21 protein-coding genes are annotated in these 21,436 nt (G+C 64.7%); 13 read left to right on the plus strand and 8 right to left on the minus strand.

The window, feature by feature from the left end; genetic code table 11:
• The first annotated feature begins 18 nt into the window (after window positions 1-18).
• Together ACP691_RS11340 and ACP691_RS11345 are read left to right on the plus strand one after the other, a co-directional pair.
• A complete protein-coding gene (locus tag ACP691_RS11340; protein WP_426149537.1) occupies window positions 19-864 on the plus strand; it encodes a DUF4892 domain-containing protein in 846 nt (281 codons plus the stop codon).
• Window positions 861-1,892, plus strand: coding sequence for an AI-2E family transporter (locus tag ACP691_RS11345; RefSeq protein ID WP_426149538.1), 1,032 nt, complete (start codon window positions 861-863; stop codon window positions 1,890-1,892). The genes ACP691_RS11340 and ACP691_RS11345 overlap by 4 nt, the downstream gene beginning before the upstream one ends.
• A gap of 50 nt (window positions 1,893-1,942) precedes the next feature.
• On the opposite strand, the gene xopAW is transcribed toward ACP691_RS11345, so the two are convergent.
• The 3 genes from xopAW to ACP691_RS11360 all read right to left on the minus strand — a co-directional run bounded on the left by xopAW (window position 1,943) and on the right by ACP691_RS11360 (window position 4,592).
• Window positions 1,943-2,605: a XopAW family type III secretion system calcium-binding effector gene (xopAW, locus tag ACP691_RS11350; RefSeq protein WP_426149539.1), complete on the minus strand. Its 663-nt coding sequence runs from the start codon at window positions 2,603-2,605 to the stop codon at window positions 1,943-1,945.
• A 98-nt stretch (window positions 2,606-2,703) separates the two neighbouring features.
• On the minus strand, window positions 2,704-3,831 hold the full coding sequence (locus ACP691_RS11355) for a sensor histidine kinase (RefSeq protein ID WP_426149710.1): 1,128 nt from the start codon (window positions 3,829-3,831) through the stop codon (window positions 2,704-2,706).
• Complete coding sequence (locus ACP691_RS11360) at window positions 3,828-4,592, minus strand: response regulator (protein WP_426149540.1); 765 nt, start codon at window positions 4,590-4,592, stop codon at window positions 3,828-3,830. Before ACP691_RS11360 ends, ACP691_RS11355 begins: the two co-directional genes overlap by 4 nt.
• A gap of 318 nt (window positions 4,593-4,910) precedes the next feature.
• On the opposite strand from ACP691_RS11360, the gene ACP691_RS11365 reads away from it, so the two are divergent.
• On the plus strand, window positions 4,911-5,624 hold the full coding sequence (locus tag ACP691_RS11365; RefSeq protein ID WP_426149711.1) for a response regulator: 714 nt from the start codon (window positions 4,911-4,913) through the stop codon (window positions 5,622-5,624).
• Here ACP691_RS11365 and ACP691_RS11370 read toward each other — a convergent pair.
• On the minus strand, window positions 5,603-6,712 hold the full coding sequence (locus tag ACP691_RS11370; RefSeq protein WP_426149541.1) for a patatin-like phospholipase family protein: 1,110 nt from the start codon (window positions 6,710-6,712) through the stop codon (window positions 5,603-5,605). The genes ACP691_RS11365 and ACP691_RS11370 overlap by 22 nt on opposite strands.
• Before the next feature lie 152 nt (window positions 6,713-6,864).
• Between ACP691_RS11370 and ACP691_RS11375 the strand changes: the two genes are divergently transcribed.
• From ACP691_RS11375 to ACP691_RS11400, 6 genes are all read left to right on the plus strand, one after another.
• The gene (locus ACP691_RS11375) at window positions 6,865-7,143 is read left to right on the plus strand and encodes a hypothetical protein (protein WP_040260794.1); all 279 of its coding nucleotides are present in this window, start codon (window positions 6,865-6,867) and stop codon (window positions 7,141-7,143) included.
• A 93-nt stretch (window positions 7,144-7,236) separates the two neighbouring features.
• Window positions 7,237-8,154: an AAA family ATPase gene (locus tag ACP691_RS11380; protein ID WP_426149542.1), complete on the plus strand. Its 918-nt coding sequence runs from the start codon at window positions 7,237-7,239 to the stop codon at window positions 8,152-8,154.
• Window positions 8,151-9,107, plus strand: a complete 957-nt coding sequence (locus tag ACP691_RS11385; RefSeq protein ID WP_426149543.1) for a DUF58 domain-containing protein — start codon at window positions 8,151-8,153, stop codon at window positions 9,105-9,107. Before ACP691_RS11380 ends, ACP691_RS11385 begins: the two co-directional genes overlap by 4 nt.
• Complete coding sequence (locus ACP691_RS11390) at window positions 9,104-11,104, plus strand: transglutaminase TgpA family protein (RefSeq protein WP_426149544.1); 2,001 nt, start codon at window positions 9,104-9,106, stop codon at window positions 11,102-11,104. The genes ACP691_RS11385 and ACP691_RS11390 overlap by 4 nt, the downstream gene beginning before the upstream one ends.
• Window positions 11,101-11,865, plus strand: coding sequence for a CHAD domain-containing protein (locus tag ACP691_RS11395; protein WP_426149545.1), 765 nt, complete (start codon window positions 11,101-11,103; stop codon window positions 11,863-11,865). The genes ACP691_RS11390 and ACP691_RS11395 overlap by 4 nt, the downstream gene beginning before the upstream one ends.
• Before the next feature lies 1 nt (window position 11,866).
• A complete protein-coding gene (locus ACP691_RS11400; protein WP_426149546.1) occupies window positions 11,867-12,676 on the plus strand; it encodes an acyl-CoA thioesterase in 810 nt (269 codons plus the stop codon).
• Between the two features lie 55 nt (window positions 12,677-12,731).
• Here ACP691_RS11400 and ACP691_RS11405 read toward each other — a convergent pair whose 3' ends face one another.
• The 3 genes from ACP691_RS11405 to ACP691_RS11415 all read right to left on the minus strand — a co-directional run bounded on the left by ACP691_RS11405 (window position 12,732) and on the right by ACP691_RS11415 (window position 15,464).
• Window positions 12,732-12,941 (minus strand): hypothetical protein, encoded by a 210-nt coding sequence (locus ACP691_RS11405; RefSeq protein ID WP_426149547.1) that lies wholly within the window; start codon window positions 12,939-12,941, stop codon window positions 12,732-12,734.
• 176 nt (window positions 12,942-13,117) lie between these two features.
• Entirely contained in the window at window positions 13,118-14,458 is a 1,341-nt protein-coding gene (gene glpT, locus ACP691_RS11410; RefSeq protein WP_426149548.1) for a glycerol-3-phosphate transporter, read from the minus strand.
• Between the two features lie 187 nt (window positions 14,459-14,645).
• Complete coding sequence (locus tag ACP691_RS11415; protein ID WP_426149549.1) at window positions 14,646-15,464, minus strand: TatD family hydrolase; 819 nt, start codon at window positions 15,462-15,464, stop codon at window positions 14,646-14,648.
• A 140-nt stretch (window positions 15,465-15,604) separates the two neighbouring features.
• Between ACP691_RS11415 and ACP691_RS11420 the strand changes: the two genes are divergently transcribed.
• Window positions 15,605-17,014, plus strand: coding sequence for a transglycosylase SLT domain-containing protein (locus tag ACP691_RS11420; RefSeq protein ID WP_426149550.1), 1,410 nt, complete (start codon window positions 15,605-15,607; stop codon window positions 17,012-17,014).
• 200 nt (window positions 17,015-17,214) lie between these two features.
• Window positions 17,215-17,526, plus strand: coding sequence for a hypothetical protein (locus ACP691_RS11425; protein WP_426149551.1), 312 nt, complete (start codon window positions 17,215-17,217; stop codon window positions 17,524-17,526).
• 23 nt (window positions 17,527-17,549) lie between these two features.
• Here ACP691_RS11425 and ACP691_RS11430 read toward each other — a convergent pair whose 3' ends face one another.
• A complete protein-coding gene (locus ACP691_RS11430) occupies window positions 17,550-18,461 on the minus strand; it encodes a LysR family transcriptional regulator (protein ID WP_426149552.1) in 912 nt (303 codons plus the stop codon).
• Window positions 18,462-18,610: 149 nt separating this feature from the next.
• On the opposite strand from ACP691_RS11430, the gene ACP691_RS11435 reads away from it, so the two are divergent.
• Together ACP691_RS11435 and ACP691_RS11440 are read left to right on the plus strand one after the other, a co-directional pair.
• Window positions 18,611-19,774, plus strand: coding sequence for an isovaleryl-CoA dehydrogenase (locus ACP691_RS11435; RefSeq protein WP_426149553.1), 1,164 nt, complete (start codon window positions 18,611-18,613; stop codon window positions 19,772-19,774).
• A gap of 51 nt (window positions 19,775-19,825) precedes the next feature.
• Window positions 19,826-21,433, plus strand: a complete 1,608-nt coding sequence (locus ACP691_RS11440; protein ID WP_426149554.1) for a carboxyl transferase domain-containing protein — start codon at window positions 19,826-19,828, stop codon at window positions 21,431-21,433.
• Window positions 21,434-21,436 lie beyond the last annotated feature (3 nt).

Below are 21,436 nucleotides of genomic sequence, written 5' to 3' on the forward strand. Positions count from 1 at the left end.
GTTCCGAGGGAGTCCGCCATGCCGTATCCGCTGCGCCGTTTTCGCCCGTGGCTTAGTGCCCGCCATTGCCCGCTGCCGTTGATCCTGGCCCTTTCCCTGTCCGCTCCGGTTCTGGCTGCCAGCTCGCCCGAAGCCTTCCTGGAGACGCTGGGCCCGGCGCAGGGCCGCTTGCTGGAGCAGCGCGGGCTCCAGGTGGTGGAACGCCTGTATCCCTTGGGCAGCCTGCGGCGCATTGGCAGCACGCTGCGCATGGAGGGGCGCGTGGAGCAGCGTGGCGATCTCGCCTCGATGACCTGGGAGCTGCCGGCCGAGCACAGCGCGGCGCAGGCCTTCAAGGTCGCTCGCCAGGCCCTGCGCGCAAGGGGCGCCCAGTTCGTGTTCTGGTGCGAGGGCAGGGAGTGCGGTGACAGCAACCTGTGGGCCAATGACATCTTCGCCAGCCGGTACCTGCTCGGTAACGATGATCAACAAGCCTTCCTGCTCGCCCGTGAAGCGGCAGGCGATCCGGGCCAGCTGGTTGCGGTCTACGCCGTGGTGCGTGGCAATCGAACCGCCGCGCTCCTGGCCGAAACCTTCCAGCCTTCCCAGCCGCTGGGGCCATTGTTGCCTACTCCTGGAACCTTGCTACGTGAATTGCGCGAGGCAGAGCGGCTGGGCTTGAGCGAGCTCTCCGGGCCCCCGAGCGAAGCCTGGGTCGCCCTGCTCGCCCGTACCCTGAACCTTGACAGCACCTTGCAGGTCCGACTGGTCGGCACCCAGGCGTTGGCCTGGCGGAACGCGCTGGCCATGTCCGGTGTTCGTGCCAGCCGGCTTGGCCTGGGCGAATCCGCGTCCGAAGGCCTGATCCTGGAGGTTGTGCGATGATCAGTACCGACCGCCTGCTCATGCAGATCGCGCTGCTCCTGCTGCTGGTCGCCTGTGTCTGGGTGATGCTGCCGTTCGTGTCGGCGTTGCTCTGGGGCGCGATCCTGGCTTACGCGAGCTGGCCGTTGATGCGGCGACTCACGGTATGGCTTGGGGGACGTCCCACCCTTGCCGCTGCCCTCCTGACCGGTGGCTGGGTGTTGCTGGTGCTCTTGCCCATGGTCTGGCTGGGTTTCAACCTGGCTGACCATGTCCGCGATGCGGTGGCTCTCGTGCGGGACGTCCAGGTCGAGGGCCTGCCGCCACCGCCAGGCTGGCTAGCCAACCTGCCGATGTTCGGCGATCGTCTTACCCGTCTCTGGGCGTCCATGGATGCCCAGGGCGCGGCGCTTTTTCAAGGGCTCAAGCCGCATCTGGGACAGGTCGGCAACTGGCTGCTGGCACGCACCGCGCGGCTGGGCGGCGGGCTGGTCGAACTGACGCTGGCGCTGGTGTTCACCTTCTTCTTCTACCGGGACGGCCCGCGGATTTCCGCCTTCGTACTGCGCCTGCTTGAGCGGCTCATGGGTGAGCGTGGCAGCTATTACCTGGCCCTGGTAGGCGATACGGTCCAGCGCGTGGTGAACGGCGTGATCGGCACGGCCGCCGCCCAGGCCCTGCTGGCGCTCATCGGCTTCCTGATTGCCGGCATCCCCGGCGCGCTCGTCCTGTGCATCGTCACCTTCCTGCTCAGCCTGATTCCGATGGGGCCGCCCCTGGCCTGGGTGCCCGCGGTGGGCTGGCTGGTCTGGCAGGAGCACTACGGCATGGCGGTGTTCCTCGGGCTATGGGGCACGTTCGTGATCAGTGGGGTTGATAACGTGCTCAAGCCTTACCTGATCAGCCGGGGCGGCGACCTGCCCCTGGTCATCGTGTTGCTGGGCGTATTCGGCGGGCTGCTGGCCTTTGGCTTCATCGGCCTGTTCCTCGGGCCGACGCTGCTGGCGGTGGGGTACCGCCTGGTCACCGACTGGGCGCGAGCGTCCTAGCTTTTCGCGCCCAGCGGCGGGCACCGGGCAAGGAAACCCAGGCGCCGGGGTCAGGCGGCGGTGCTCAGCGTGCTTCCCAGGCTGCTGCCGCTGTCCAGGCCGTACTGGCGGGCCAGGTTGGCGATCATCCGGTCGAGCGTCTCGGTGCTGTCGCTCGAAGCGCTCCCCGCGTCCCGGGTAGCGTCGCTGGCCTCGCTGCTCGTCCATCGTTGCGGGGGTGGAGGAGGCGTGAGGGCCGCGGTCATCTCGTCAGTATCCACCACGCCGTCGCCATCGCTGTCCAGCGCGGTGAAGAGCTCGCTGCCGTCGCTGTCGCTGCCCATGGCGGCGCTCAGCTCGTCGCTGCTCAGTACGCCGTCGTCATCACTGTCCAGACTGGAGATCAGGTCTTCAGCCTGCTCGCTGGCGTTCATGCTGGCAGGCGGTGGTGATGGCTTCAAGGCAGCAAGTTCGTCGAGGTCCAGGGCCTCATCACTGTCGCTGTCCAGGTCGCCGAATGATTGGCTCAGGCTGACCAGCACGCCTGCCTTGCCCGGATCATCGCTGGTTTGCGCGCTGGCGAGGGCTGATTGCAGCTCATCGCTGCTCACCTTGCCGTCTTCGTCGGCATCCAGGCTGGTAAGCAGGGCCTGTTGGAAACTGGTGTCTGCACTGCTGCTCTTGCGCGAGTTTGCCGTGTAATAGTAACTGGAACTACTGACGCCACTGATCATGGACATGCTCCGTTGAGTAAGGCCGGTGCGTTTCACCGGCGCTCACACAATTGCAACGGATGATGTCCAGGGTGTGTGGGCTCTGTATCGCCGCGGATTCATTCCCGCGGCAAGCGCACCACGGCCGTGAGGCCACCCCCCGGGGTGTCCTCAAGGACCAGACTGCCTCCCAGGCGCAACGCCGCTTCACGAGCGATGGTCATCCCCAGGCCCACGCCACCGGAGTTGCGATTGCGTGACCCTTCCAGGCGGAAGAAGGGTTCGAACACCGCCTCGCGCTTTTCGGCGCTGATGCCGGGACCATGGTCGATGACCCTGATTACCACGGCGGCCGGGCCGTCCACCATCTCGATGATCGTATGCCCGGCATAACGCAGCGCATTGTCCAGCAGGTTGCTCAGGCAGGAACGCAGCGCCATGGGCTGGGTCTTGATGGGCGCGCAGCTACCCCGGGACTCGGCGGGCAAGCTGTTGTCCTGGGCGTTCTCGCACAGAGATTCCACCAATGCCTGCACGTCGTACCACTGCAAGGCCTCGCTGGTGCGTCTTTCGTGCAGGTAGGTCAGGGTGGCGTCGAGCATGCCGATCATGTCATCCAGGTCCTGGCGCATCTGGCCCTGCAACTTCTCATCGTCCACTTGCTCAAGGCGCAGCTTGAGGCGCGACAGTGGCGTGCGCAGGTCATGGGACACCGCTCCCAGCATGCGGGCCCGTTGCTGGACTTGTTCACGAATCCGTTGCTGCATCTGGTTGAAGGTATGGGCGGCGGTGCGCGCTTCGATCGGGCCGGTTTCTTCCATGGGCGGGCTGTCGAGGTCTTCGCTCAAGCGTTCAGCCGCTTCGCTGAGGCGACGGATCGGCCGGGAGAGGTAACGTGCGCCCCACCAGGCCGCGACTACCAGGGTGATGAGCTGGAATACCAGCGGTACCGTCGGCCCTTCGAAAAAGCGCCGCTCGTGGGGTGCCGGCCCCATCGGAACATGCGGCCCGGGCGGCCCGGGCCGTTCGGCCGGTGCCCCAGCCGAAACGCTCGGGTCGTTGAGTCCTGGCGGTGGCGCCATGGGCGGTGACATGGGCTGTGCCATGGGCGGAGGAGGAGGGCCGGGCGGGCCCTCGGGGAAGCCATAGTAGTGGAACCATAGCAATGCCAGCAGGTGGGCCAGGACGATGGCGATCACCGAGACGCCGAACAGTCGGGCGAACAGCGTGTCGGCCTGGCGCATCAGCCGATGTCCCGCGCGTCGAACAGGTAGCCTTCACCACGGACGGTCTTGATCAGTTGGGGAGCCTTGGGGTCATCGCCGAGCTTCTGCCGCAGGCGTGACACCAGCAAGTCGATGCTGCGGTCGAACGCTTCTATGGAGCGGCCACGGGCGGCGTCGAGCAATTGCTCGCGGCTCAGTACCCGACGAGGCCGTTCCAGGAAGACCCAAAGCAGGCGAAACTCGGCATTGGACAATGGCACCACCAGACCTTCGGCCGAGGTCAACTGACGCAGCACGCTGTTCAACCGCCAGTTATCGAAGCGCACATTGCCGCGTTGTTCGGTGCGGTCGTCGCGCACGCGGCGCAGGATGGTCTGGATGCGTGCCACCAGTTCACGAGGCTCGAACGGCTTGGCCATGTAATCGTCAGCGCCCAGTTCAAGGCCGATGATCCGGTCAGTGGGCTCGCAGCGGGCGGTAAGCATGAGGATCGGGATATCCGATTCGGCGCGCAGGTGGCGGCACAGGGAAAGGCCGTCTTCGCCAGGCAACATCAGGTCCAGCACCACCACGTCATAAGCGTCGTTTTTCATGGCCTGACGCATGGCCTCGCCGTCACTGACACCGTGGCCGAGGATGCCGAAACGAGCAAGATAATCGATCAGCAGCTCACGGATAGGCACGTCGTCATCGACGATAAGCGCGCGGGTATTCCAACGTTTGTCGTCTTCAACGGGCGAGCACTTGTCTCGATCCAACGCGGGGCTCAGGGGTGTATTCATGCTGGGGTCGTCTGCCTGGATAACTGCCCGGTAGGGCTGGCGGTCTAGCGCAAGGCCGCGCTCTTGTCGCGCAAGGGTAGCGGGCCACGCCGATACGGAGGCGGCCACCTTAGGCGGCACGCATGTCGTCACGGTTTCCTCAATGTATCGGCGCGGATACAAATGGCTTGAATGGGTGATCAGGCGACGGACGGCAGGCAGGCTAACGGAGGCTTGGATCGCTGTCCACCGATTACCGGCCAGTAGTCATGGCGCCATCGGGCCCCTATCCTTGCACCTCTGACTTATCTCGCCTCCGATTACCCGAACCTTGCCATGATGCCCAACCTTGTTACCGTATTGATCGTGGATGACGAACCACAGATACGCACTTTCCTGCGCATCAGCTTGCAGGCCCATGGCTACCGTGTGCTAGAGGCTGCCACTGGCGCCACCGGCCTGGAACAGGCGGCCCTGGGCCAGCCGCAACTGGTGGTGCTGGACCTGGGGCTGCCCGACATGGACGGCCATGCAGTGTTGGCCGGCCTTCGCGCCTGGTCGACCATGCCGGTGCTGGTGTTGTCGGTCCGCGCGGATGAGGGGGAAAAGGTTCGTGCCCTGGACAGCGGTGCCAACGACTATGTCACCAAGCCCTTCGGCATCCAGGAATTCCTGGCTCGCGTGCGGGCGCTGCTGCGCCAACCCAGCCAGGCCTCTGCTGAGCCGGCGAAGGTTTGCCAGGGAGCGTTGACCGTAGACCTGGCCCGTCGCCAGGTATGGTTGGGCGAGGACCTGCTGGGCCTGACCCGCAAGGAATACGCGGTGCTGGCGGCGCTCGCCCGCCATCCGGGCCGGGTGGTCACCCAACGCCAGCTGCTTCTTGATATCTGGGGGCCTACCCATGGCGAGGATACCCACTACCTGCGCGTAGTCATCGGCCATCTGAGACAGAAGATGGCGGACGACCCCACAAGCCCGCGCTACATCCAGACCGAAGCGGGCGTGGGCTACCGTCTGCTTCAAGGAGAACCTCAGCCGGGCCTGCCCTCGTAGCGGTCGAAGGCTTCGCGGGCGATCCGCCGTCCCAGGGCGATCAACTCGGGCGCCTTGTAGAACTCGAAGAAGCGGCACACTCGCTTGGGTACTTCGATCAGGACGTCCGGTGGATAGCCGGCAATCTTGTACTGCGCCAGGGAGGTCTGCATGACTTCAAAGCTTTGGTTGATCAGGTCCAGCAGTGAAGCAGGCCCGACCGCATCCACGACCACCGAACCGTTGGCCGAGGCGGGTGCCGTCTCGTCGGGATCAACGCGCCGCCGCTGCTTGGGCCGAACCCGCACCACTTCTTCCACGAATTGGCCAAAGCTTTCCCGCACCTGGGCGGCCCCTTCGGCAGGCGGCTCGCACAGGTCCTCAGGAAACCAGGCACCGGCGCCCCCGCTGGCGGGGCCGAGAATGTTGCGCTCCATCTGCAGGATGGCCTCGGCCTGCTTGCGCCTTTGCGGCATGCGCGAACCCAGCGCGTCGAGCAACCGATCGAAGCGGGCGCGGAAGGCGGCGGGTCGTGCCACCTCGGGCATTTCGTAAGGCAGGGTGCTGGTGCCGTTGAGGTTTACCGCCACTACCAGGTCGCAATGACTGGCCACGACCGGCACGATAGGCAAGGGATTGAGCAGGCCGCCATCGACCAGCACGCGGTTGCCCTTCATCACGGGCGTGAACAGGCTTGGAATGGCCGCCGAGGCGCGCATGGCCTGATGCAGGCAGCCTTCCTGGAACCAGACTTCTTTCTGGTGAGTCAGGTCAGCCGCCACGGCCGTGAACGGGATGGGAAGGTTCTCGATGTTGAGATCGCCGACCAGACGCTGGATGTGCCCGAACACCTTGTCGCCGCGGATGGCGCCCATGCGAAAGCTGACGTCCACCAGACGCAGTACGTCCAGGTAATCCAGGCTTTCGATCCAGCGTCGGTAAGCGTCCAGCCTGCCGGCTGCATAGATGCCTCCGACCACGGCTCCCATGGAGCAGCCGGCAATACAGCCCACCTGATAACCGCGGCGCTCGATCTCCTCGATCGCGCCTATATGCGCATACCCGCGGGCGCCGCCCGAGCCAAGCACCAATGCCACGGTTTTCTTCATCGCCTGCCTCTACGTGTTCTTATCGCCCAGGTGTGTTAACAATGCGCCGTTCGTCGGGGGTGGGCAAGGCGCCAGGCGCGCCTGCGTCGGCACTTTTGTCACGCCCCACCGTCTTATCTGCACAATGCGAGAATTCTGGAGTGTTCGAATCGATGAAAGCTTGGGTCTGCCTACCGTTGCTGGCCGTATTGCTGGCCGGGTGTGCCGGTAAAACCGCTTACCGTGATACCTGCGCCACCGAGCTGGACGCCGCCTGGCGTGAGCTGGACCTGGCCAAGGCCGAGGGGTTCGCCGGTACCGTAAGTTATTCCAAGGCGCTGTCGCTGTTGACCGGCGCCAAGACCCAGCAGCAGTTCGAAGCCTTCGAAGGGTGCACTACCAAGGCCCAGAAGGCGCGTTTCTACATCCGCGAGTCGCGGGCGGGGCGCTAGTCGAGCTCGGGCGGCCTGGCGCGGCTGCCTACCCATAGGCCCGAGGCGCAGGGTGAAGCAAGTGGTCGCGGTGGCCATTAAAAGGAGGTTTTCATGGTCGATCCACTGCAGGCGTGCCTGGGCGCCATCAACCAGATACTCCTTGGCAAGCAGGTTCAGGTGCGTCTGGCGCTGGCCTGTCTGCTCGCCGATGGACACCTGCTGATCGAAGACCTGCCAGGCATGGGCAAGACGACCCTGAGCCATACACTGGCCAAGGTCCTGGGGCTGGAGTTCCAGCGCATCCAGTTCACCTCCGACCTGCTGCCAGGGGACATTCTCGGCACCTCGGTGTTCGACAAGGACAGTGGCAGGTTCGTCTTTCATCCGGGGCCGATCTTCGCCGAACTCGTCCTGGCCGACGAAATCAACCGAGCCACCCCCAAGAGCCAGAGCGCGCTGCTCGAAGCCATGGAGGAAGGCCAGGTCACCATCGAGGGCGCCACTCGCCCCTTGCCACAACCTTTCTTCGTAATCGCGACCCAGAACCCGACCACCCAGGGCGGTACCTTTCCTTTGCCGGAATCTCAACTGGATCGCTTCCTGATGCGGCTCTCCCTGGGCTACCCCACCCATGCGGCGGAGCGCGCGCTGCTGATGGGCGAGGCCCGGCGGGACCTGCTGCCACGGCTGGAACCTGTGCTCGACCATGGTCAGCTGGCCGCTGCCCAGGCCCGTGTCAAGGCGGTCAAGGTCAGCGAAGCGGTGGTCGATTATGTGCTGCGCCTGGTGGAAGCCACCCGGACCCAGCCTCAGTTCGGCAGCGCGCTGTCTCCGCGTGGCAGCCTGGCGCTGCTGGCGGCGGCCCGCGCCTGGGCCTTGCTGGACGCACGGGGCTATGTCATCCCCGAAGACATCCAGGCGGTACTGCCAGCGGTAGCGAGTCACCGGTTGCGCGAGCGCGCCGAGACAGCCGGGCAGGGCGGCGGGGCCCTGGTGCAGTGGCTGCTACGTGAGGTCCCGGTGCTGTGAACGCCGCCTGGGGGCAGCGTGTGGCCGCCTGGCAGGCTCGGCGCGCGCCGCCCTCGCCGCGGGTGCGCCTGGATCACCGCCGCATTTACATCCTGCCCAGCGCGGCCGGCTATGGGTTTTTGCTCACCGTGGTGCTGATTCTGCTCGCTGCCATCAATTACCAGAACAGCATGGCCTATGCCCTGGCGTTTACCCTGGGCGCGCTGTTCGTGGTCGCCATATTGCACACCTACCGCAATCTGGGTGGCCTGATGATCCTCGCCGAGGCTCCAGCGCCTGTGTTCGCGGGCGAGCCGGCTTGCGTAGCGGTGGGTTTACAGAGCCAAGGGCGTGAATACCACGCGCTCCACCTGGGATGGTCCGCCGCAGAGCTGCAGCGGTTAGACCTGGAGCGCGACGGCGCCTTGCGTCAGGAGCTGCGTCTGGATACTCACCAGCGAGGCTGGCAGCGTGTACCCCGGCTGCGCCTGGAAACCCGTTTTCCCTTGGGCCTGCTTCGCGCCTGGAGCTGGGTCGACCTGGGCCAGCGCGTGCTGGTGTACCCACGGCCCCTGGCTGGCCCATTGCCGGCTGGCAATGGCCAGGCGCGGGACGCCGAAGCCCATGATTGGCAGGTGCTCGGCACCGGCGTCGATGATTTCCAGGGGCTCCAGGAGTATCGCCCTGGCGATTCCTGGCGGCGCTTGCACTGGAAAGCCTTTTCCAAGGGGCAGGCCTTGCTGATCAAGGCCTTCGCCGAAGTCCACGGCCGTGATCCGGCACTGTCCCTGGAACAGTTGAACGGCCCCTTGGAAACGCGGCTTTCGCTGCTTTGCTTCTGGGTACTGGAGCTGAGCCGCCAAGGTCAGGCTTTTTCCTTGCGGGTGCCCGGCGCGACCCTGGCCGCCGCCTCCAGCGATGACCACCGCCAAGCCTGCCTGCGCGCCTTGGCCCTGGTCGAGACACGGCCATGAAGGCCGCCACGACACCGCTGCCGGCCCGTCCCCTGGGCTGGGTACTGGTCGCGCAGGCACTGACCCTGGTGCCGCTTTGCCTTGAAGTGCCGTTATGGCTCGTGGGCCTGTGGCTGGCTTGCATGGCGTGGCGTTGGCGGTTGGCCCGCTCTAGTCGCAAGGGGCCACGGCCATGGTTGAAAACGCTATTGATGGCGGCCACCCTGGCAGGGCTGTATTTTTCGGTAGGCACGGTACTTGGGCTCGAATTCGCCGCCGCCCTGCTGGTAGCGGCCGCGGTGCTCAAGCTGCTGGAAGTGCAAGGGCCGCGGGATGTGCGCGTGCTGGTGATGCTGGGTTTCTTCTGCCTGGCGGTAGGCTACCTCTTCGATGCCAGCCTGGCCTGGGCACTCTATAGCCTCCTGCCCCTGGTAGCGCTGCTGGCGACGCTGATCGTCCTTGAGCTGCCGGCCGAGGCGGCCGGGAACTGGACGCTCTTGCGCCGGGCAGGGGCAATGCTCGGTCAGAGCCTGCCCTTGCTGGTGGTGCTGTTCGTTGCCTTCCCGCGCATGGGGCCCCTGTGGTCGTTGCCCATGCCTGGCAACCAGGCGCGAACCGGGCTGAGCGATACCGTGGCCCCGGGGGATATCGCCGAGCTGGCCCAGTCCGCCGATCTGGCCTTCCGCGTTGCCTTCCAGGGCGCCGCGCCGCCGCGCCAGGCACTTTATTGGCGCGCCTTGACTCTGGACAGGTTCGACGGCCGACGCTGGACCCAGAGCGATCCGGGCGCGGTGCGCCAGGGTGCGACCTGGCAACCTCAGGGCGACGCCTTCCACTATCAGGTGATCCAGGAACCCTCCGGTCAGCCCTGGCTGTTCGTGCTCGACACCGGCAAGGTGGACACTGCCGTGGCCAGGCCGGGCTATGACCTGCGCTGGCAGCGGCCTAGGATGATCGACCAGAGCCTGACCTATAGCGCGCAAAGCTGGCCGCAAGCCGTGCGCGAACCTACCCTTGGCGACGCCAGCCGGCGCCAAGCCCTGGCCCTGCCCAGCCAGGGCAACCCTCGCAGCCATGCCCTGGCCACGCGCATCGCCAGCGCCCACAGCGAACCGGCCAGCCGTGTCACTGCCTTGTTGCGCATGTTCAACGAGCAAGACTTTCACTACACCTTGCGTCCGCCTGCGCTTGGCGCGGACAGCATCGACGGCTTTCTCTTCGACAGCCAGCGGGGGTTCTGCCTTCATTACGCAGGTGCGCTGACCTTTGTGCTGAGAGCCATGGACATCCCGGCACGGGTAGTCATCGGCTACCAGGGTGGGGAATTCAACCCCCGCGGCCAATACTGGAGCGTTCGCCAGTATGACGCTCACGCCTGGGTCGAATATTGGGTCGCCGGGCGTGGCTGGATCAGCGCCGACCCTACTGCCGCGGTGGCGCCGCAACGAGTCGAAGCCGGGCTGGCGGAGGCGCTGGCGGCCGACGAGCCCTTCCTGGCGGGCTCTCCCTTCTCGGCGCTGCGTTACCGGCAGTTTTCGTGGCTCAATGATCTGCGCCTGGGCTGGGAAAATCTCAACTACGGCTGGGAGCGCTGGGTGCTGGGCTACCAGGAAAGCCAGCAGCGCCAATGGCTGAGCCGCTGGTTCTCTGATTACGCCGGGTGGGTCCTCCCGCTGGGCGGCGCCTTGGTACTGGTTGGCTTGGCCTTGTTCGTGCTGCGGCCATGGCGCCAGCGTCAGGCCGATCCACAGCTGCGCCAGTATGCCGCGTTCGAGCGGCTGCTGTACCGGCAGGGCCTTGTTCGCGCGCCAGGGGAGGGCGCGCGTGATTTCGCCTTACGAGCCAGCCAGGCGCTGCCCAGCGTGGCCGCCGAGATCGAAGCCTTCACCGGGGCTTTCAGCCGAGCGCGCTACGGCACCGACAGCGCGGCCCAGGGCGATATCGCGCCAGCCCTCAGGCGGCTCAAGCGCCAGCTGCGCTCACGGACCATGGCGGGCATGGAACGGAGGCATGGATGAGCGACACCTTGGATTCAGTGATCGAGCGCTTGACCCACATACAGGTGCGCTTGCTGCATTGCCAGGCCCGATTGGCCGCTGGAACGGACCCGCGCGCGCTGCAGGACTTGCACAGGGCCCTGCGTCGCCTGCGCGGCCTGTTGCGACCGCTGCGAGGGCTGCCCGGTATCGAGCACCTTGAGGGCGCGGCCCGCGCCTTGCGACGCGCCGCGTCAATCGAGCGTGACAAGGAGCGCTTGCCAGCCCCCTCGTGCGCCGCGCAGGTGGACCTATTGCACACCTATGCGTGCTTCGCCCGGAACGAGCCTTTTTTACAGTTGCTGCGCCTTTTGGACACCCTCGTACCCTTGCTGCGCACGAATGCCCACTATGGCGTCATGGGAAACTTGGACAAGCGCATCCGCAGAGCGCTGGACAGGCGAGCCCGCCACTTACGCCGAGCCCTGGCTTCTTCGGGCAGCGGGCGGCAGCGGCTACGCCTGCTTATCAGGGGCCTTCGCTGTGCAATAAAGGCTTATCCGAAGCAGGTTTCAATAAGGCGCGAGCTGTCCCGGGCGCTCAAGCGCGCTCAGGATGCCCTTGCCCAGTGGCACGCTTGCCAGCAGCGGGTGAACCTGGCCGAGCAAGATGCGGCTCTGGCGGCGCAATCTGGCCAGTGGCAGGCAGAGCTGCGACAGGCCGAACATTTGGCCGATCAGGCCCTTGCCCGGTTAAGGGTAGTCATGGGAAAACCCAGGTCACTCAACGCGCGGAAGCACTGACATGGATTTTCACACTCTGCTGACGGCCCTGGGCAATGGCGACCAGCCCGTATCCATTACCTCGGACTGGTCCCAGGGCCGTGCCGGCTTCGGTGGACTGATGGCTGCCTTGCTCTATGAAACCATGCGCCGTCGCCTGGCCGAGCAAGGCCTGGAAGGCCGGCCAGTGCGGTCGCTGGCGATCAGTTTCGTGGCGCCGGCGGCCCTTCAAGTGCCTACCCTTTTTGAAGTCGAGGTACTTCGGTCTGGCAAATCAGTAGTCTCGGTGCTCGGTCGCGCGCTCCAGAACGGCAAGGTCGTCACCCTGATGCAGGGGAGCTTCGGCGCGGCGCGTTCCTCGCGCATCGGCTTGACGGCCATGCCGGCGCCTGAGGTGCAGCCGCCCGACCAGTGCTTCAGGGTGGGATATCGCGAAGGCATCACGCCCGAGTACCTGCAACACCTTACGCTGGCCTGGGGCATCGGTGGCTTGCCCTACAGCGACACGCCCTCCCCAGCCATTGGCGGCTGGGTGCGCCTGGAAGGCGAGGAGCGGGCAGCACCGCTGGGTGAAGCCCAAGTGCTCGCACTGGTCGATGCCTGGCCACCGGCGCTCCTGCCGCACCTGGCCGCGCCCGCAGCTGGCAGTACCTTGAGCTGGACCATCGAGTTCGTGCAGCCTCTGGCGACTCTGCCGGGAGATGCCTGGTACAAGTACCGCGCGGTCATCGAGCATGCCGCCGATGGCTACGGCCATACCTCGGCGGCCTTGTGGACGGCCGATGATCAGTTGCTGGCCATCAGCCGACAAACCGTCACCGTGTTCGGCTAATGCTCGCCGACAGCGCGTCCGCTAAGGGGGCGGGCTTGTCGGCGCGTTTCAAGGATCAAGTGTCGCTGGGCTTGCTCAAGGCAGCGACCAGGCAAATGCCCCCGATCACCACTTCAAGGGCGTTGGCCGTGGCCGCGCCCAGGCCGATCAGGGCGACGGCGATGACCAGCAGTGGCAGGGTGAACATCGATGTCGAAGCCTCCCCGGTGAGGGGGAACCCCGCAGGCACGCGGCCCGCGGTACGGCAAGCGAGGCGTCTAAGCATGATAGAGCTCCAATGCGGATGCGAATGATTCATGGTTGAAGCGTAATTCAACCGTGCCGTTCGGGCGAATCGTCCTTCACTATTGGGCTCATAGCCGTCGGCTAAGTTTCATCGGCATGGGCTCGGCGATGACACCCGGTTCGACGCGCCACCAGTGACGCGCCTACGCACTTCGATTAGGCCCCAGGCGCGCTCTGGATGCCCTTGTGTCTGAGCGTCGGCAAGAGGAAGACGATGGCCAGCACGCAAGCGGCCACCAGCATCACGAAGCCGCCATTCCAGCCGAAGTGGTCCACCACGTAGCCCATGGCCGCGCTGGCGGCCACCGAGCCGCCGAGGTAACCGAACAGGCCGGTAAAGCCCGCGGCGGTGCCAGCAGCCTTTTTCGGTGCCAACTCCAAGGCTTGCAGGCCCACCAGCATCACAGGGCCGTAGATCAGAAAGCCAATCGCGAAGAGCGCGGCCAAGTCGATCGCCGGGTGCCCGCTCGGGTTGAGCCAGTACACCAGGGTAGCCACAGTCACCAGGGCCATGAACACGATGCCGGTCAGGCCGCGGTTGCCCTTGAACACCTTGTCTGACAGCCAGCCACAGAGAAGCGTGCCAGGAATGCCTGCCCATTCGTAGAAGAAGTAGGCCCAGGAGGTGGTATCCACATCGTAGTGCTTGGCTTCCTTCAGGTAAGTCGGGGCCCAGTCCAGCACGCCATAGCGCAGCAGGTACACGAACACGTTGGCCAGCGCGATGTACCAGAGCATGCGGTTGCGCAGCACGTACTTGACGAAGATTTCGCGCGTGCTGAATTCCTTTTCATGGCTAGCGTCGTAGCCTTCCGGATAGTCGTTTCGCCATTTCTCCACCGGCGGCAGGCCTACTGACTGTGGGGTGTCGCGCATGGTGATGAAGGCGAACACCGCCACCGCCACCGCCACCACGGCCGGTACGTAGAAGGCAGCGTGCCAGTCGTTGAACCAGGCCATGCCCAGCAGGAACAGCGGGCCGATCAGGCCGCCACCCACGTTGTGCGCCACGTTCCAGACCGACACCACGCCACCGCGTTCCTTTTGTGACCACCAGTGCACCATCGTCCGTCCGCTCGGCGGCCAGCCCATGCCCTGGGCCCAACCGTTGATGAACAGGAGCACGAACATTACCGTCACGCTGGAGGTAGCCCAGGGCGCGAATCCAAACACGAACATCACCGCCGCGGACAACAACAACCCCAGGGGCAGGAAGTAGCGGGGATTGGACCGGTCCGATACCAAGCCCATGATGAATTTCGAGAAGCCATAGGCGATGGCAATGGCTGACAGGGCTACCCCCAGTTCGCCCCGGCTGTAACCCTGTTCCACCAACGACGGAATAGCCAGGGAAAAGTTCTTGCGTAACAGGTAGTACCCGGCATAGCCGACGAAAATCCCGGCGAAGACCTGCCAGCGCAGACGGCGATAGAGTGGGTCGACCCGATCTTCGGGAACGGCGGCCTTGTGGGCCGCGGGGCGGAGGAAAGCGTACATCCGATGCACCTTGTTGTTTTGGTTTCGGATGGGAATATTACATTTTCATTACAGAAAGGGGAGGGGGGAATATATCTTTGGATTCGAGCGAATTTGTTCGTTATCGAGCATTGACCTGCGTTTGCGGACGATTACGCCTGGATCGGCTACGAAGAAACGTTACAGCTTGTCGAACTGGTCTGGGTAGTCATCCGTCGTTTTTTTCCAGGCCTGGCAACCGGAAAAACGCCCGCGCGCAGGCCGTGGTATGCGCTGCCAGTTCCAGTTCCGTCTCGCCTCGGTGTCGAGCGACTTCGCGCAGTACTTCGGTCAGGAACGCCGGTTCGTTGCGGCCGCTCTTCGGCCGTGGTCGAAGCGTGCGGGGGAGCAGCCAGGGCGCGTCGCTTTCCAGCATCAGGCGGCCATGGGGAATGCTCGCCATCAGCGGATGCAGATGGCTGCCGCGGCGCTCGTCGCAGATCCAGCCGGTGATGCCGATATGCAGGTCCAGATCCAGATAGGCGAAAAGCTCGGCGCGGTCGGCGGTGAAGCAGTGGATCACCGCATGCCCAAGACGGTCGCGCCATTCCCGCAGGATGGCCAGCAAACGTGGGGCGGCGTCCCGTTCATGGAGGAATACCGGTAACCGGCGTTCAGCCGCCAGGGCCAGTTGTTCTTCCAGGGCCCGCTCTTGGTCGGGACGCGGGGAGAAGTCCCGGTTGAAATCCAGTCCGCATTCGCCCACCGCGCGTACTCGGGCATGGCCGAGCAAGGCCTTGATGCGTCGCTGGCTGTCGCTGTTCCACTGGCTGGCTTCGTGGGGATGGACACCGGCCGTCGTGAATAGCCGCTCCGCGGCCGGGTCCAGGCGTTCAGCCAGGGCAAGCGCCTGTTCGCTCACCTCGCCGCTGGTGCCGGTCAGCACCAGTTGCACAACCCCTGCATCGAAGGCGCGCTGGAGAAGATCACCGTGCTGCTCGTCGAAAGCCGGGTTGGTCAGGTTGACGCCGATGTCGATGAGTTGCATGGTGGCTCCTTTCAGGCTGAGGCCGGAAAGCATACCAAAGCTTCACCCCTATAAATAAAACCCGACGCTCCGCCATGAGCGCGGTTTTGGTAGCCCCTGGCAGCATGCCGGCGGGGCGGGCTTTTAACCTCGGAGCATACATGAAAGGTCCCGTTGCTGGTCGGGGTTTGACCCTGGCTACACTCGCGCTTTTCGCCTTCGCTTGTACCGTTGCGCTCGCTGAGCCTCGGATAGCCGAAACGCACCGGCCCACCAAGGCCGCCCGCGACCTGGATCAGATTCGCCAGGCCAAGGTATTGCGCGTGGTGGTCAATCAGAGTCGCAACAGTTCCGCCACCCTGGGCGGCGCGCCGGTGGGCGCCGAAGACCGCCGCCTGAAGGCGTTCGAAGCCTTCCTCAATGCGCAGAAGGGCAGCCATGGGGCGATTCGCTTGCAAGCGGTGCCGCGACCTAAAGGCCAGTTGCTGGCCGCGCTGCAGCATGGGGAAGCGGACCTGGCCGCTCCAGGCGAGGCCCTGGCGCCCGTGAGCAACCTGCGTTCGGTGGCGGCCACCGCCGCCGTGGCCAATAGCGACCTGGTACTGGTGCAGCCTCGCAAGCACCGCGCCGTTGACAACCTGGATCAACTGGCTGGCAAGCACCTGGTGCTGGTGGCCGGCAGCGCGGCCGAGGAAGCGGTCAACCGCGCCAATGCCCAGTTGATGGCGCGCCACAAGCGACCCATGGTGATCGAATGGGCAGATGCCAGCCTCGGTGTCGAGGATGTACTGGACATGGTCAGCGCCGGGGTGTACGCCATGACGCTGGTGGAGCAGCCCATCGCCGAGCGTTGGGTCAAGCTGATGCCAGACCTGCGGGTCGAGCGGCGCCCGGCCTTCCAGGCGCCGGCGCCGATCAGTTGGTATGTGCGCCAGGATGCGCCCCAATTGACCGAAAGCGTTCGCGCCTTCACCAGTCAGTACAAGCCCGCCGCCAATCAGGACAAGGCGTTGCTCGAGGGCTGCCGCGACCTCTATCAGACCCGTAACCCGCTGGACCGCGACGACCGGGCACGCCTGGAGGCGCTGCGCCCGGTATTGCAGCGCAACGCTCGGGAACAGGGCCTGGACTGGCTGGACCTGGCCGCGCTGGCCTACAAGGAGTCGGACCTGACACCTGGTGCCCGGGGCGGCAGCGGTGCCAGCGGGCCCTTGCAGATCACACCGGCCGCCGCCCGGCGGGTCGGCGTCAAACAGATGGATGACGTGGATGACAGCGTTCGGGCGGCGGCGCGTTACCTGGCGCTGATTCGCCGCAACTTCTTCAACAGCAAGCACATGGATGAACGCGAGCGCATGGCCTTCGTGCTGGCGGCCTACAACCTGGGCCCTGAGCGTGTGCAGCGATTGCGAGCCCAGGCGCGCCAGCGTGGGTTGGACCCTGATCGCTGGTTCTTCCAGGTAGAGCGGGTAGCCATGGAGAGCCTGGGCCTGGCCCCAGTACGCTACGTCAATAACGTAAACAAGTACTACCTGGCCTTCAACCGTGCCCGGGACAGCCTGGAACCTTGATCCGCTGGCGGGCTGGCCATCGGTTGACACTGCCTCCTGCCGCCACTAGGATCTTCATGCGCCGATTTAGACAGCTACTTGCGGGGCGCCAGGGCTCATTCCAGAGCCAGAAATACCGCTAAAACGCTGGCTCGGTGTTGCCTCACACCTGCCCGGCGCAAACCGTGAGGCAGAGCAGCAGCCATAAAGAGTACCGAGCCATGAGTTGTCCCCGCGCCCTTGTTTGCCTGGCCCCGCTGCCAGGGTCCGTTCTGAAGTCCCATACTCCAAGCATTCTGCTGGTCGGCCGTCATCAGCCGGCATTGCTGCGTTGCCTCGATGGCTGGCCGCGACGCAACGGCAAGTCAGCTCCCTTTTCGGTCCAGTTCCTCAATCCCGGCCAGTCCCTGACCCACTTTCCGGACAACCGCTTCGACCTGGCCGTGGTCCAGAGCCCGAGCGCCGAAGAGGCACCGGCGCTGATCGCCCAGTTGACCCGGGTCGCGCGCCAGGGGTTGCTGACCTTGCGCTGAGAATGGCCGGCAACGTGCCTGGCCTAGATGACCGGCGCGGTACTGAGAAACTGCTTGAATGCGGTGGCGGCCGGGCTGAAGTCAGCATCTGGTGCCCAGACCAGGCCTAGCTCCAGCGGCGGGATGCCTTCGGACAGCGGCCTTGCTTCGACCTTGCGACCCTCAAGGGACCAGGGGCGGTAGACCATGTCGGAGAGGATGGTCACGCCGAAGCCATGGGCTACCAGCCCGCGTACCGATTCGATGGACGAGGTCCGGAACACCACTCTGGGCGTCAGGCCTGCGGCGTTCCAGTAACGCAGCGTCGAGGCCTCGCCCTCATCGACGGTGGCGAGGATGTATGGATGTTGGGCCACATCCGCCAGGCTCAGGCTTCGCATGCCCAGCAAGGAATGTCCGCTGGGCAGCCAGAGTTGCCGGGGTGAACGCATCAGCAAGCGTCTTTCCAGCGGCAGGGCCGGGTCCAGGTTGGAAATGAGCGTCAGGCCCAGCTCGATCGAGCCGTCCAGCATGCCAGCCTCGAGACTGACACGGTCCATTTCGACCAGATCCACCTCTACGCTGGGGTAGCTGCGCTTGAACCGCGCCAGCAGGTTGGGCAGATAGTAGCCGAGCACCGTATAGGACGCGCCCACGCGCACGCTGCCAGTCAGGCCATGGCTATGGAACAGCGGCTGGCTCACGGCATCGTTCAAGGTGTCCAGGATGTGTCGGGCATGGTGGTAGAACTGGTGCCCCTCGGCCGTGAGCTTCACGCCATGGGGAAGGCGCTCGAACAACCGGACTCCGAGCTGGTGCTCCAGTTGGCTTACCGCCGTGGTGATCGCCGACTGCGAGACATGTACCGCCGTGGCGGCCACCGAGAATTGATTGTGCTCTGCGGCGGCCACGAAATAGCGCAGCTGACGCATGGAAATATCGGTCCGGTGTGTCATTCGGTTCTCAGATACCTGGGTTCTTATTTTATAAATTTACGATACCGCTTTTCTGCTCCTATGCTCCAGACAAACCGAGCCGTGCGCTCCCGCTCGGTAGGGCTCAAGCCCCATGACATCACCATGCCAATGACAATTACAGGTGGACCATGACGTATCCCAGCTTGAATTTCGCCCTTGGCGAAAGCCTCGACATATTGCGCGATCAGGTACACGCTCTGGTGGCCAGCGAACTCGCGCCACGGGCCAGCGAGATCGATCAGAGCAACAGCTTCCCGGCGGACATGTGGCGAAGGTTCGGCCAAATGGGCCTGCTGGGAATCACGGTCGAGGAAGAATATGGCGGTGCCGGGATGGGGTACCTGGCCCATGTGATCGCGATGGAAGAAATCAGCCGGGGCTCCGGCTCGGTAGCGCTGTCCTATGGAGCGCACTCCAATCTATGCGTCAATCAGATCAAGCGAAACGGTAGCGCGGCGCAGAAAGCGCGCTACCTGCCCAAGCTCGTCAGCGGCGAACATGTGGGCGCCCTGGCCATGAGCGAGCCCAATGCCGGTTCTGACGTAGTGTCCATGCGCCTGCGCGCCGAGCGCAAGGGTGACCGCTATGTGCTCAATGGCAGCAAGACCTGGATCACCAACGGCCCGGATGCCGATACCTATGTGATCTACGCCAAGACGGACCCTTCCCGGGCCGCCCATGGCATTACCGCGTTCATCGTAGAGCGAGACTGGAAAGGCTTCAGCCGTAGCCAGAAGTTCGACAAGCTGGGCATGCGCGGCTCCAATACTTGCGAACTGTTCTTCGACAACGTGGAAGTCCCGGAAGAAAACATCCTCGGGGCCGAAAACGGTGGCGTGCGGGTGCTGATGAGCGGGCTGGACTACGAACGCGTGGTGCTCTCCGGCGGCCCGGTCGGCATCATGCAGGCGTGCATGGACGTGGTAGTGCCTTACATTCATGACCGCAAGCAGTTCGGCCAGAGCATCGGCGAGTTCCAGCTGGTACAGGGCAAGGTCGCCGACATGTACACCCAGCTCAATGCCAGCCGCGCCTATCTCTACGCCGTGGCCCAGGCCTGTGACCGTGGGGAGACCACGCGCAAGGATGCCGCCGGGGTAATCCTCTATACCGCCGAGCGCGCTACCCAGATGGCCCTGGATGCCATCCAGATCCTCGGTGGCAATGGCTACATCAACGAATTTCCCACCGGTCGCTTCCTGCGCGACGCCAAGCTCTACGAAATCGGCGCCGGCACCAGCGAGATCCGTCGGATGCTCATTGGCCGCGAACTGTTCAACGAAACCCGTTGAAACCTGGGCCGCTGCCCTTGGCAACGGTGGAAACGGAAAGGAGGCTCGTTGATGGCCAGGCTACAAACACAGCTCAATAACAGATCGCCGGAATTCGCCCGTAATGCCGGAGCGATGGAGCAGCAGGTCGCGCGCCTGCGCGAATTGCTGGTCAGCGTTGCCCAGGGGGGCGGCGTCACGGCGCAGCAACGCCACCTCGCGCGGGGCAAGCTGCTGCCCCGGCAGCGCATCGACCAATTGCTGGACCTGGGTTCGCCGTTTCTCGAAGTAGGCCAACTGGCCGCCCACGAGGTGTATGACGAGGCTGTGCCCGCCGCGGGCGTCATCGCCGGCATCGGCTCGGTGGAGGGCGTGCAATGCATGATCGTTGCCAATGACGCCACGGTCAAAGGCGGCAGCTATTACCCGCTGACCGTGAAGAAACACCTGCGTGCCCAGGCCATTGCCCAGCAGAACCGCCTGCCATGCATTTACCTGGTGGACTCCGGCGGTGCCAATCTGCCGCGGCAAGAGGAGGTGTTCCCGGACCGTGAACATTTCGGCCGCATATTCTTCAACCAGGCCAACATGAGCGCCCAGGGCATTCCGCAGATCGCCGTGGTCATGGGTTCTTGTACCGCCGGTGGCGCCTATGTGCCAGCCATGAGCGACGAAACCATCATGGTGCGCAACCAGGCCACGGTCTTCCTGGCCGGCCCGCCCCTGGTCAAGGCGGCCACTGGCGAGTTGGTAAGCGCCGAGGAGCTGGGCGGCGCCGACGTCCATTGTCGTACGTCCGGAGTGGCCGACCATTACGCCGAAAACGACGAGCATGCCCTGGCCCTGGCGCGGCGCTGCATCGCCAACCTGAACTGGCGCAAGCAGGGCACGCTTGAGCTGCGGACGCCGCAACCGCCTTTGTATCCCGCGCGGGAACTCTATGGCGTGGTCCCGGCGGACCCCAAGCAGCCTTTCGACGTGCGGGAAATCATCGCTCGCCTGGTCGATGGCAGTGTGCTGGACGAATTCAAGGCGCTGTTCGGCACCACCCTGGTATGCGGCTTCGCTCATCTGCACGGTCACCCCGTGGCGATACTGGCCAATAACGGCATTCTCTTCGCCGAGGCCGCCCAGAAAGGCGCTCACTTTATCGAACTGGCCTGCCAACGGGGCATTCCCCTGGTGTTTCTGCAAAACATCACGGGCTTCATGGTGGGCAAGAAGTACGAAGAAGGCGGCATTGCCAAGCATGGGGCCAAGCTGGTTACCGCGGTGTCCTGCGCGCGCGTACCCAAGTTCACCGTGATCATCGGCGGCAGCTTCGGCGCGGGCAACTACGGCATGTGCGGTCGAGCCTTCGACCCGCGCTTCCTCTGGATGTGGCCGAACGCGCGTATTGGCGTGATGGGGGCCGAGCAGGCCGCCGGAGTCTTGGTGCAGGTCAAGCGCGAGCAGGCCGCCCGGGCTGGCCAGCCCTTCGATGACGCCGAGGCCGAGCGGATCAAACAGCCCATAGTCGCGCAGTACGAGCAGCAGGCCCACGCCTTCTATTCCAGCGCACGGCTGTGGGATGACGGCGTGATCGACCCGGCACAGACCCGCGACCTGCTGGCCCTGGCCCTTTCCGCCAGCCTCAACGCCCCTATCGAACCCAGCCAGTTTGGCGTCTTCCGGATGTGAGCC

Source organism: Pseudomonas sp. DC3200b2, assembly GCF_049895785.1.
GTDB classification, from domain to species: domain Bacteria; phylum Pseudomonadota; class Gammaproteobacteria; order Pseudomonadales; family Pseudomonadaceae; genus Aquipseudomonas; species Aquipseudomonas massiliensis.